Origin of the sequence: Pseudoalteromonas apostichopi, assembly GCF_030297135.1 — a bacterium.
Lineage (GTDB): Bacteria > Pseudomonadota > Gammaproteobacteria > Enterobacterales > Alteromonadaceae > Pseudoalteromonas > Pseudoalteromonas apostichopi.
Window position 1 is genome coordinate 2,572,599 of sequence record NZ_AP028065.1, and the last position, 12,501, is coordinate 2,585,099.

Annotated in this window: 12 protein-coding genes; 5 read left to right on the forward strand and 7 right to left on the reverse strand. The window is 41.1% G+C overall.

Going from position 1 to position 12,501, the window contains the following annotated elements:
* Positions 1 to 6 precede the first annotated feature (6 nt).
* The 4 genes from rpiA to QUE86_RS11600 form a co-directional block, all read right to left on the reverse strand.
* Positions 7 to 660 carry a ribose-5-phosphate isomerase RpiA gene (rpiA, locus tag QUE86_RS11585; protein ID WP_130049532.1) on the reverse strand — a complete coding sequence of 218 codons (654 nt, stop codon included), beginning with the start codon at positions 658 to 660 and terminating at the stop codon, positions 7 to 9.
* 54 nt (positions 661 to 714) lie between these two features.
* Positions 715 to 1,311 carry a 5-formyltetrahydrofolate cyclo-ligase gene (locus QUE86_RS11590; RefSeq protein ID WP_286257333.1) on the reverse strand — a complete coding sequence of 199 codons (597 nt, stop codon included), beginning with the start codon at positions 1,309 to 1,311 and terminating at the stop codon, positions 715 to 717.
* Positions 1,312 to 1,324: 13 nt separating this feature from the next.
* The gene (locus tag QUE86_RS11595; RefSeq protein ID WP_130049530.1) at positions 1,325 to 1,891 is read right to left on the reverse strand and encodes a hypothetical protein; all 567 of its coding nucleotides are present in this window, start codon (positions 1,889 to 1,891) and stop codon (positions 1,325 to 1,327) included.
* 118 nt (positions 1,892 to 2,009) lie between these two features.
* Positions 2,010 to 3,527 carry a S10 family peptidase gene (locus QUE86_RS11600; RefSeq protein ID WP_178926663.1) on the reverse strand — a complete coding sequence of 506 codons (1,518 nt, stop codon included), beginning with the start codon at positions 3,525 to 3,527 and terminating at the stop codon, positions 2,010 to 2,012.
* Between the two features lie 244 nt (positions 3,528 to 3,771).
* Between QUE86_RS11600 and QUE86_RS11605 the strand changes: the two genes are divergently transcribed.
* From QUE86_RS11605 to mrcB, 5 genes are all read left to right on the forward strand, one after another.
* Entirely contained in the window at positions 3,772 to 5,001 is a 1,230-nt protein-coding gene (locus QUE86_RS11605) for a diguanylate cyclase domain-containing protein (protein WP_130049528.1), read from the forward strand.
* 181 nt (positions 5,002 to 5,182) lie between these two features.
* Positions 5,183 to 5,521: a P-II family nitrogen regulator gene (locus QUE86_RS11610; protein WP_054554260.1), complete on the forward strand. Its 339-nt coding sequence runs from the start codon at positions 5,183 to 5,185 to the stop codon at positions 5,519 to 5,521.
* Positions 5,522 to 5,530: 9 nt separating this feature from the next.
* Positions 5,531 to 6,760, forward strand: a complete 1,230-nt coding sequence (locus tag QUE86_RS11615) for an ammonium transporter (RefSeq protein ID WP_130049527.1) — start codon at positions 5,531 to 5,533, stop codon at positions 6,758 to 6,760.
* Between the two features lie 160 nt (positions 6,761 to 6,920).
* Complete coding sequence (locus QUE86_RS11620) at positions 6,921 to 7,082, forward strand: YqaE/Pmp3 family membrane protein (RefSeq protein ID WP_082401591.1); 162 nt, start codon at positions 6,921 to 6,923, stop codon at positions 7,080 to 7,082.
* Between the two features lie 91 nt (positions 7,083 to 7,173).
* Complete coding sequence (gene mrcB / locus QUE86_RS11625) at positions 7,174 to 9,501, forward strand: penicillin-binding protein 1B (RefSeq protein WP_286257344.1); 2,328 nt, start codon at positions 7,174 to 7,176, stop codon at positions 9,499 to 9,501.
* 90 nt (positions 9,502 to 9,591) lie between these two features.
* Here mrcB and hemL read toward each other — a convergent pair whose 3' ends face one another.
* The 3 genes from hemL to QUE86_RS11640 form a co-directional block, all read right to left on the reverse strand.
* Positions 9,592 to 10,872, reverse strand: coding sequence for a glutamate-1-semialdehyde 2,1-aminomutase (gene hemL, locus QUE86_RS11630; RefSeq protein WP_239977986.1), 1,281 nt, complete (start codon positions 10,870 to 10,872; stop codon positions 9,592 to 9,594).
* 72 nt (positions 10,873 to 10,944) lie between these two features.
* Positions 10,945 to 11,961 carry an aspartate carbamoyltransferase gene (locus tag QUE86_RS11635; protein ID WP_130049524.1) on the reverse strand — a complete coding sequence of 339 codons (1,017 nt, stop codon included), beginning with the start codon at positions 11,959 to 11,961 and terminating at the stop codon, positions 10,945 to 10,947.
* A gap of 104 nt (positions 11,962 to 12,065) precedes the next feature.
* On the reverse strand, positions 12,066 to 12,500 hold the full coding sequence (locus tag QUE86_RS11640; RefSeq protein WP_130049523.1) for a CopD family protein: 435 nt from the start codon (positions 12,498 to 12,500) through the stop codon (positions 12,066 to 12,068).
* Between the last annotated feature and the right edge of the window lies 1 nt (position 12,501).

Sequence of the window (12,501 nt, forward strand, 5' to 3'; positions counted from 1 at the left end):
TCCTATTTACTTTATTTGCGGCCCATTTTTGGTGCCGATAATGACTTTATCTGCGCCACGATGGGCAAATAAGCCGTTTGTTACTACGCCAACAATCTGGTTGATTGTTAGTTCTAATTCTTTGGCGTTGCTGATATCTAAATTGTGCACGTCTAAAATGACGTTACCGTTATCTGTTACAACACCTTCACGGTAAACAGGGTCACCGCCTAGTTTTACTAGTTCACGAGCTACATAGCTGCGTGCCATTGGGATCACTTCAACCGGTAGTGGAAATGCGCCTAATGTTGTAACTTCTTTAGATTCATCAACAATACAAACAAATTGTTTTGCTACCGCTGAAACGATTTTCTCGCGTGTCAGCGCTGCACCACCGCCTTTGATCATTTCATTTTGTGGGTTGATTTCGTCTGCGCCATCAACATACACATCAAGGCTTGATACATCGTTTAGCTCGAATACTTCTATACCCAGTGCTTTTAACTTTTCAGTTGAAGCCTCAGAGCTAGAAACCGCACCAGTAATGGTGTCTTTTACTGTATCAAGTGCATCAATAAAGTGATTCACTGTAGAGCCTGTACCTACACCAACAATGGTATTTTCGTTTACAAACTCAAGGGCTGCCCAGGCAGCGGCTTTTTTTAATTCATCTTGCGTCATAATTATGTGCTCAGTTAGCTGTCAGAGAGGGTCTATAGTATACAAACAGTTTGCTTACCATTGGTAGATTTTCTCTGGGGTTATAATGTATTTTAACGGTACATCCCACGATTCAATAGGCAATGCTGGAACATGCTGACATTGATGGGCAAGGCCGATCAAAATCGGTTTTTGCCAGTTTTCTTGGTAATACCGAGCCAACGTTTTGTCATAAAACCCGCCGCCCATTCCTAAACGGTTACCTTGATCATCAAATGCCACTAATGGCATAAGTAAAATATCAAGCTTGTCTAGAGGACATATTTGACTGCAATTTAACTTGGGTTCCAAGATACCATAGCGGTTTGCAGTCATGGGTGAATTTTCTTCATACCTTTGAAAGTATAAAGTTGTACCGTTGAAGGGGTGGATTATAGGCAGGTATAAATGCTGTCCTTGCACCCATAATTCTTTAATTAACAATGAGGTGTCTAACTCTCCGTCATTACTAAAATAAATGCCGGTATGGGCGTTTTTAGGTGTTTTTAACGATTTTAAGTGTTGAGTAAAATTCACTTTTAGCGCAATCGCTGCATTTTTTTGTTGTTCAACAGTCAGTGAATTGCGCTTTTTTCGAATGGATTGTCTGATTTCTGCTCGTGTGTTGCTCATGTCAATATTAGTGTTAACTTTCTAAAAAGGAGAAAAGTTCAGGAAAAAGCTCCACTACACCCAAAATGATTAATAATAAAATGACCATCGCAATAAGCGAATAGAGTAGTGTGTTTGAGCGTTTTTTAACGGGCTCTGTTAATTCGTCTTCAAGCAGCAGAGCATCTTCTTGCCAGCTATCGTCGCTATCAGCAACACTATTATTTTCTGGCTCAGGTAAACGTTGCTCTAGGTCATCTAGCTTTTCTTCTAGGCGAATAAGGCTACTGGTAATGTAATCGAGGGCATCGAAAATACGTTCTTCACGCTCTTTGGCTTGTGCGGCTAAATTTGTTGATTGGCTGCTGGTGGCTGTTTGATTAACGCTTTGGAGTTTAGCTTTAATGCCTACACTGGCAAGCAACTTAGCTTGTTTAAGTGCTTTATCTTGCTCGCTCGGCGCAAATAATGGCTTATGCTCAAACAGGGTCGCTACTTTGTCTGTTGTTGTTTTTAGTTTTGCGGCTAGTTGTTCTGTTGCTTGTGTTTGGTCGACACCGGCTTCAAGGCCTGCAAACATCACACGAAATTTTTCTGCCATTTGCTGATTATCCAAATCCTTAAATCAATGACTTGAGTATATACCCAAATAGATTGGTGGAAAAACAAAAGCCCGCATAAAACGGGCTTTTTCTATTATGGGTTTGCAAATACGCTGTTTAGTATTTTGCTGATTTGCTTTCGGCTGGTAGTGATTTAAGGATAAAATCACGTAAGTCATTATTTGATGATTCTAAATCAGCATGGCGTAAATACATCATGTGACCACTACGATAGCCTTTAAAGCTTAAGCGATCTTTCATTTTGCCACTTGGATCTAACTGCCACATTGTGTATTTAGCATCAAAGTAGTTTGTTGCACCGTCATAGTAGCCAGATTGGATCATCACGTTTAAGTATGGGTTTTGTGCCATTGCTAAACGTAAGTTTTCACCTGTGTTGTTGCCTGAGCGGTCCCAAGGGTGAACATTACCAAATAGGTTATATTTGATATCTGTTTTGTAGTTAAGCTCTTCACGAAGATAATAGTTAATTGCAGGCGTGAATGAGTGTAACCAAGAAGTCAGTTCTGCCCAGTAATCAGGAGACTCACCTGCATCACGTTTGTCGATACCTAGGTAACGAGAATCTAAACGACCCACTGTTTGGCCGCGCTCACGTAATAACTCTTTCCAAAAGAAATTAGTTGGAATATCAAGGTTGTTTTGCTCAACAAACTTCTCAGATAAGCCTGCGTATTTTGCTGCTTGCTTAATGATTGCTCGCTTTTCATCTGCAGGTAAAAAACCACCTTTAGCAATTGCTGGTAAAAACTTATTAACGGTGAACTGTTCAACTTCAGGTAGTAACTCGTCTAAGTCTTTTGCTTGTAAGTCTGCGCTGAGGGCTTTGTGGTACCAAGCTGTCGCTGCAAAGTAAGGTAGGCGATTAGCTGCTTCTACCGGGCCTTCTCGTTTAATACCAATTTCAGTTGGTGATACTAAAATAACGCCGTTGATATACATCCATTGGCGATTTTGTAATTCGTGAGCAAGACCAGAAACACGAGTCGTACCATAGCTCTCACCAATTAAGAACTTAGGTGAGCGCCAGCGCTCGTTGCGAGAAACAAAAGTATTTAACCACTCTGCTAAGTATTTGATGTCAGCGTTAACACCAAAGAACATTTTTTGTTGGTCTGATTTACTCGGCAGCTCACCTTTTTCGTTTTCAAGAACACGTGAGTAACCCGTGTTTACTGGGTTGATATAAACAATATCAGCCACGTCTAAAATTGAGTAAGGGTTATCTTTTACGCCATAAGGTTGAACTGGGTAGCCTTCGTCATCAATTTTTAATACACGTGGTCCAGTATAGGCAAGGTGCATCCATACTGATGCAGAGCCTGGGCCGCCATTGAAAGAAAAGACCAAAGGACGTTTTGTTCTATCGTCTACTTTATCACGGGTATAATAAGTATATTGCAGCGTTGCTACGGCATCACCTTGTTCATTCCAAACCGGTTGTGTGCCAGTGGTTGCGGTATATGAAAAGCGCTCACCATTAATGCGAGCTTTATGCTCTGTCACTACTTTGCTGTCAACGTCAATACGACGTCCATTATCTGCAAAGCTTGGAGTACTGAAGGTCAGTGTTAGTGCTGTCACTGACAAGCCAATAAAACTAACTAGTTTCATGTTGATTCCTTATTATTCGAATTGCAGCTATTAAAAAGTAAAGCCAACTCGATGACAAACTAATGAGACTAGTGACCAATATTAGCTGTTAAATAGTAAAATAACCGGAAATGCTGAGCTGGTTACAAAAAAGTGCATTTTTTTAGCAAAGATATTTTGCTTAATTATTTAGCTAGATTAAAAAATGACGTATATTTAGCGTGTTTATAATCTGTGTACACGTGCTTAGAAAAGAGAAGTTGCAATGCAAAGAGTATTAGTCGTCGAAGACAGTAAAGTAGTACAGCAAGTGTTACGTCATCTCGCTGCTCACTATTTAGATGTAGCTGTTGACTTTGCGTGGTCTTTAAAAGAGGGCGTCTCTTTAATATCAGAGCACGATTACACCTTAGCCTTAGTCGATTTAACGCTACCTGATGCGATGAATGGCGAAGTAGCTAAATACACCTTATCAAAAAATATTCCAACCGTTGTCCTGACATCAAAGATTGATGAATATATTCGCCAGCAAATGTTAGAGCTTGGTGTAGTAGATTACGTGGTTAAAGATAACCGTGATTCATATCATTATGCGATAAAGCTTGTTGCGCAACTACTTAGAAATGATGGGAGTAAAGCGCTAGTAGCCGATGACTCAGTATTGAGCCGCACTTTAATGAAGCAAATGCTCGAAAAGCAATTGTTTGATGTACGCGATGCCCAAGATGGTGAGCAAGCATTGCAAATGTTAAAAGACGACCCTGAGATTAAGTTGTTACTTACAGACTATGCAATGCCAACAATGGATGGTTTTGAGTTAGTGAAAGCGGTGCGTAATTTCCGTGGCCGTGATGACTTAGCAATTATCGGGTTATCCGGTGCGGGTAAGCATGGCTTGTCGGCGCGTTTTATTAAATACGGAGCAAACGACTTTTTAACTAAGCCGTTTATGAATGAAGAGTTTCATTGCCGTGTTATGCAAACCATGGAGCAGTTAGCTTTAATAGCTGATATAAAAGAAAGTGCATACCGCGACCATTTAACTGGTTTGCATAATCGTCGTTATTTTTATCAATACGCAGAAAAACTGCTTAAAAATGTTGAGCAAGAAAACGTACTGGCCTTGCTTGATATCGACTTCTTTAAAAATGTGAATGACCAGTTTGGTCATGAAGCAGGTGATCAGGCTCTAAAACAAGTGTCTTCATTTTTAAAGACTAAATTTGATGACTTCACTATCGCTAGAATTGGCGGCGAAGAATTTGCAGTGGTTCTGCACAATATGAATTTAGCTAACGCAGAATCTAAACTCAATATTTTCAGAGAGCAGTTAGCGAGTCATGCTTTTTCAATTAACGGTGAGCCTTATTCATTAACGATGAGTATCGGTATGACCCTATTCCAAAAAGTATCACTTACAGCTGCGATGCGCATTGCTGACAAAGCCTTATATCAAGCCAAACAGCAAGATCGGAACTGCTTAGTTCAGTTATAGTTGTGCTTACTGCACCAGCGCTGGCTAATTGTTAAAAAAATGCACCATTAGGGTGCATTTTTTTTGTGCAAAAACTAGTTTTTATTCATAACCAATTGATATTAAAGAATAAAAAATAATGGCACAAAGGTTGGATTGTATAAACCAACAGGATAACAATAAGCGTCCGAAGGGGGCCACTATGAAAATGATTAGTGCAATAATAAAGCCATTCAAACTTGATGATGTACGTGAAGCATTGGCTGATTTAGGCATTGAGGGGATGACAGTTGTTGATGTAAAAGGCTTTGGTCGTCAACGCGGTCATACTGAACTATATCGTGGAGCTGAATACCAAGTCGATTTTATTCCAAAAATCAAACTTGAAATTGCAACTCGTAGCGAAAATTGTCAACGCGTAGTTGAAACCATCACAAAAATTGCTTCAACAGGCAAAATTGGTGACGGCAAAATTTTTGTTTACGACTTAGACCAAATCGTTCGTATTCGTACGGGCGAACTAGATGAAGAAGCAATTTAAGGGGGAATTATGGAAAACACTATCGTAGAGTTGAAGTTCTCACTCGACACTTTTTACTTTTTAATGTCGGGTGTTTTAGTAATGTGGATGGCGGCTGGTTTCGCTATGCTGGAAGCAGGTTTAGTGCGTGCAAAAAATACAACAGAAATCCTAACTAAAAACGTTGCACTATTTTCTATTGCCTGCACTATGTTTTTATTAGTGGGTTACAACATCATGTATGTTGATAATGCAGAAGGCGGTTTCATTCCTTCATTTGGCGCATTAATTGGCACTCAAGCTGCTGATGCGGACCACTCTTTAGAGTCTGATTTCTTCTTCCAAGTTGTGTTCGTAGCAACGGCTATGTCAATCGTATCTGGCGCGGTGGCTGAGCGTATGAAGTTATGGGCATTCTTAGTTTTTACTGTTGTTTTAACTGGTTTTATCTACCCAATCGAAGGTTACTGGACTTGGGGCGCAGGCTTCTTATCTGAAATGGGCTTTGTTGATTTCGCTGGTTCTGCAATCGTTCATGGTGCAGGTGCTGCGGCAGCGCTAGCTGGTGTACTTTTCCTAGGTGCTCGTAAAGGTAAATACGGTAAAAACGGTGAAATCTATCCAATTCCAGGTTCTAACTTACCGTTAGCAACACTTGGCACACTAATCCTTTGGATGGGGTGGTTTGGTTTTAACGGTGGTTCACAACTACTTGTTTCTGACGCTGAAAATGCAACAGCAGTAGGTAAAATCTTCTTAAACACTAATGCAGCAGCAGCGTGCGGCGCTATTGCAGCACTATTCGTATGTAAAGTGTTATGGGGTAAAGCTGATTTAACTATGGTTCTAAATGGTGCATTAGCAGGTCTTGTAACAATTACTGCAGAGCCAGCATCACCAACTCCATTACTTGCTTGTTTACTTGGTTTATTAGGTGGCTCACTGGTTGTGTTTAGTATTGTTGCGCTTGATAAAGCAAAAATTGATGATCCAGTGGGTGCTATCTCTGTACATGGTGTGTGTGGTTCATTAGGTATCATGCTAGTACCACTTTCAAACTCAGATGCAACCTTTGTTAATCAATTAATTGGCTTAGTATGTATCTTAGGGTTTGTGTTCATCGCATCATCAATCGTGTGGGCAATCCTGAAAAATACCATGGGTATCCGTGTTACCGAAGAAGAAGAGTTGAACGGTATGGATCAACATGACTGTGGTATTGATGCTTACCCTGAGTTTGTATCAGTTCGCAGTAACTAATCTCAGTGCGTGCAGTAGCACGTACCTAACAATATCATTGTGTGTTCAAATCAAAGCTCTACTTAGGTAGGGCTTTTTTGCATTTAAATAACTTTTCTCTAATAAGCGAAATAGTCACTTTTGAACTATGCTTTAAATTCCAAACTAATAAGGAAAAACTATGGATAACAAACTCTTACTTATAATCATTTCACTGTTTTTACCCCCTGTGGCAGTATTTTTAAAAGCGGGTGCAGGTAAAGACTTAGTGATTAACATTATTTTATGCTTCATTTTTTTTATACCAGCAGTGATCCACTCGCTATGGCTGTGTACTCGCTAAACGAGTTTAAGTGACTGTTAATTTTACAGGTGTTAACATTGCGCTGTTTAAGGTGTATTCCTGTAAAATTAACTGACCAATAGCGAACTCAATGGCTGATAAAAAAACTCCTGCAAAAAAGTCGTCTAGCAAACCTAAGGCGGCATCAAAGAAAAATACCACTAAGCGCTCACGCGCACCCAAAGGCCCAGCTAAAGCCAGTGTAACAAGAAAACTTTGGTCAATCTTTTGGAAGCTTTCGCTCGCATTGATTATTGCTATGGTGCTGTATCTAATTTATTTAGATGCCAAAATTACCCGTCAGTTTGAAGGCAATAAATGGCAGTTACCAGCACAAGTTTATGCCCGTGCAATGAGCTTTTATCCTGGGCAATACTTGTCTCAGCAAGAGGTTATTTGGGAATTGAACCGCTTAAATTACTCATCTGTAAATAAGCTAAGCCGTACCGGTCAGTATGTTAAATCAGCCAATAGTATTAAAGTGTATCGCCGTGAGTTTGAGTTTTATGATGGCCTAGAAGATTCACAAGTAATTGAGCTGCGCTTTTCGGGGCAAAAGTTAGCAACAATCAAAGATAAGTTTGGTCGTCGTTTAAACAGCGCGCGATTAGAGCCGGTACAAATTGCCCGAATTGGTAATGACTCAAAACAAGATCGTGAGTTTGTACCGCTTGATAAATTTCCACCGATGCTAAAAGACACCTTGCTGGTGGTTGAGGACCGTAATTTTTATCAACACCACGGCGTATCTGTGTGGTCAATTATGCGCGCTCTATACAGTAATATTAAAGCTGGTAGAACAGTGCAAGGCGGTAGTACCTTAACTCAGCAATTAGCAAAGAATATTTATTTAACCCGTGAGCGATCGCTGGTGCGTAAGTTTAATGAAGCGCTTATCGCATTAATATTAGATTATCGCTACAGCAAAGATGAAATATTAGAAGCCTACCTCAATGAAGTGTATTTGGGTCAGTCTTACAATCAAGGTGTTCACGGTATGGGTCTTGCCGCTGAGTTTTATTTCTCAAAACCTGTGGATGAACTTGAATACGATCAAATTGCACTGCTTGTGGCTATGGTCAAAGGTCCCTCGTATTACAACCCGCGTCGTTATAGCGAACGTGCAATGGAGCGCCGTGATCTCGTACTTCGTTTAATGGTTGAAAATAAGCTTATTGATACTCGAGAATACCGCGCGGCGTTAAAGCGTCCTATTGATATTGCACCGATGAAAGACAGCCTGCAAAAGTCATATCCGGGTTACTTAGAGTTGGTTAATCGCGAATTAAAACGTTTGTTACCAGATCAGCAGGTGTTAGATGCTGGGGTACGTGTCTTCACCTATTTTGACTTACAAAAGCAAACAGCAATGGAAGAGTCTATTGAAGCAAGTTTACCTTACCTAGAAAGGCGCCCAAAAACAGAAGAGCTTGAGGCGGCGATGATCTCTGTTAATGTTGAAAAGGGTGGGGTCTCAGCATTAGTTGCAGGTCGTGACGTACGTTATTTTGGTTTTAACCGAGTGCTAGATACTAAGCGTAACATTGGCTCATTAGTTAAGCCCGCAGTTTATTTAACAGCATTTGAAAGTGGCAAATTTAATGTTGCCACTTTAGTGGATGACTCTCCGCTACAAGTGACTAATGAGCAAGGTAAAGTATGGCAACCTGAGAACTTCGACAAGCAGTTCCGCGGATATATGCCATTATATAAAGCATTTAGTAATAGTATTAATATTCCTGCAGTTAATACTGGTCTTGATGTTGGTGTAGATAAAGTGGCCGATACCTTGAAGCGTTTAGGTGTAGAAGGGCGTATTGATCAATACCCATCATTGCTTTTAGGTGCACTTGAGCTTTCTAGTTTTGAAGTGGCACAGCTTTATACTACCCTTGCCGCAGATGGCCAGTATCGCGAGTTAACATCTATTTCAGCGCTGACAGATTCAGTCGGTAAAGTACTTTATAAACATGAAGTGGCTTCGCAAAAACGCTTCGACGATGCATCAATTTACATGACTAAGTACGCAATGAAACGGGTGACCAAAGACGGCACAGCTAAACGTTTAAATGCTCATTTTCCATCAATTCAGCTTGCTGGTAAAACAGGCACCAGTAATGACTTACGCGACAGTTGGTTTGCAGGTTTTGACCAAAACACAGTTACTGTTGCATGGATTGGTCGCGACGATAACAAGAGCACAGGTTTAACAGGCAGTGTTGGTGCACTAGAAGCCTATATTCGCTACCTTAAACCACTCAACCCTGAAGCCATAGCGGATACTCGTCCTGCTTCTATTCGTTGGGCATTCATTAATGAAGAAACCGGTTTACAAGCACCTCCTGGGTGCGGCAAAGTGGTGCAGCTTCCAATTCGAGCCAGCGAGTTTGAGCCGAGACCAACTTGTGTTAGAGATTAATAACACCTTAAATAAACGAATTGGCAAAGAATAAAAAAAGCCCCAGCATTGAAAAATGCTGGGGCTTTATATTAGCTTTCTTAACGCTTATTAAAGCTTCGCGAATGCGCGCTCTGCTGCTGCAATAGTATCGTTGATCTCTTTTTCAGAGTGTTCAGCACATACAAAGCCAGCTTCGAATGCAGAAGGAGCTAGGTAAACGCCTTCTTCAAGCATTAAGTGGAAGAACTTTTTAAAGCGCTCTAAATCACACTCAGTCGCTTGTTGGTAACTAGTTACTTTTTCTTTGTCAGTAAAGAAGAAGCCGTACATGCCACCTGCGTAGTTTGTTGTAAGTGGAATACCTGCTTTTTTCGCTGCGGCTTCAAAGCCTTCACAAATTGCTTTGCTCTTAGCTTCTAGTTCATCGTGTAGACCTTCAGCGCATAATAACTCAAGCGACTTTAAGCCTGCAGCCATGGCAATTGGGTTACCTGATAATGTACCCGCTTGATAAACTGGGCCGACAGGTGCGATGAAATCCATGATTTCTTTCTTACCGCCAAATGCACCCACTGGCATACCGCCACCGATTACTTTACCTAGGCAAGTAAGGTCTGGTTTGATGTTGTAGTAAGCTTGTGCGCCACCTAAAGCAACACGGAAACCTGTCATTACTTCATCAAAAATAAGCACTGATTTGTATTCATCACACACTTCACGTAGACCTTCTAAGAAGCCAGGTACAGGTGGAATACAGTTCATGTTGCCAGCAACTGGCTCAACGATGATACAGGCAATGTCATCAGCGTATTTTTCGAAAATTGCTTTGACTTCATCAAGGTTATTAAACGACACCGTTAATGTGTGCTTAGCAAAATCTTCAGGGATGCCCGGTGAATTAGGAACGCCCATTGTAAGCGCGCCTGAGCCTGCTTTTACTAGTAGTGAGTCGGCATGACCGTGGTAACAGCCTTCAAACTTTAAGATTTTGTCACGGCCAGTGAAGCCACGCGCTAAGCGAATTGCACTCATGGTTGCTTCAGTGCCTGAGCTCACCATACGTACTTTTTCGATTGATGGTACGAGCTCTTTTACTTTCTCGGCCATTAAGATTTCAGTTTCGGTTGGCGCACCATAGCTTAAGCCATTTTCAACGGCTTCTAATACCGCTTGTTTAATAGCTGGGTGGTTGTGACCCATGATCATTGGTCCCCATGAACCAACGTAATCGATATAACGGTTACCATCAGCATCAAAGGTAAAAGGACCTTCAGCTTTAGTGATGAATAAAGGAGTACCGCCAACGCCATTGAAGGCACGAACTGGTGAGTTAACACCGCCTGGGATTGATTCTTGTGCGCGATTAAAAAGATCTTGGCTAATTGTCATGAATAGTCCTATTGGGTTGTCACGTTAAATGAGTTGGTTTGCAAGGGCTCAAAGAACCCAAAACGAAGCGTGTTAGCTATTACGTTTACGGCTGAACCAAGGCACGTCGACTTCATATTGCTCAACTTTGTCGGCAACATCTAAGGTTAGAGCAAACAACGCCATGCGAATTAACACGCCATTTTGTACTTGGCGAAAAATTGCTAGGTTGTCGTTGCTATTTAAATCGTTATCTAGCTCGTTTGCTTCTAAACGGCTATCTCTAGGAAGTGGGTGCATCAGTACTGAGTTGGGCTTACAGTGTGCGTTGTAAATTGCTTGGCTGATACGAAAACCACCACGGTATTTGTTAGCTTCTTCTTGTGAAGGGAAGCGTTCCTCTTGGATACGGGTTTGATACACAATATCTGCCGCCAAGTTGCCTTCCATTTTATCCACTACTTGTATTTTATGACCAGCGTTATCAACAGCATCCAAAATGTAGTCTGGCATTTGCAAGCCATCAGGTGCCACCATAGAGAATTTTACGTCTTTATAATGACAAAGTAGTTTAGATAGAGAATGTACAGTACGGCCATATTTTAAATCACCTACAAGGGCAATGTGCATACCGTCGATACCTTGGTCGAAACGACCAAGTTCACGTTCGATGGTTAGTAAGTCAAGCAAGGCTTGTGTCGGGTGCTCATTCGAACCGTCACCGCCATTGATAACAGGTACATCGCAACCTGTGGCAAATTCAGCAACAGAGCCTGCGTCTGGGTGGCGCATTGCAACTGCATCTGCATACGCTGAGATTACGCGAGCTGTATCATATAAAGACTCACCTTTTGCTAACGCAGAGCTTTGCATGCCCGTGGTTTCACGAACTAAGCCACCAAGTAAGTTAAATGCAGTGCCGAAGCTTACACGGGTACGTGTACTTGGCTCAAAGAACAAGTTCGCTAAAATTGCGCCTTCTAAAACATTGGTGCGCTTTTGCTTTTTAGCATAAGGCTCCATTTTCTTAGCAACTGCAAAAATACGTTCAATACAATCTCGATCAAGCTGATTGACCGACAGGATATTTTCACCTTGGAAACTTAGCATGGGGTTTGTTCCTAATTACATTTATTGGGCGCTGGCGCTCGGTATGGGAGGCCGCATAAATTTGCGCAGTACTATAGCAAATTTTTAGCGTACACAGCAGCAAATTATAAGTTAGGTTTAATAATTGCCAGTGCCACTATAGCTAAAAGGATGAGTACTGGAACTTCATTAAAAATACGGTAAAAGCGATCGCTTCGTGTATTACGGTCATGCTTAAAGTCAGCCAGTAATTTAAAGCAGTAGCCATGGTAGATGTAAAGAATAATTACTAACACAAGTTTGTAGTGCAGCCACATGCTATATCTAAACCAATCACGGCCATATTCAAAAATAGTGAGTACGCCAAACACCAGTGTTAAAACGGCAAACGGTGTAACAAAATAAAGTAAACGACGCTCCATTACTTTAAGCATTGAGTTGCAGGCTTTTTCTTCACTCATTGCATGGTAAACAAATAGTCTTGGCAGGTAAAAAATACCTGCAAACCAAGCAATCATAAAAAATACGTGGAAAGTTTTATAAACTAATAGTGCAGTCATT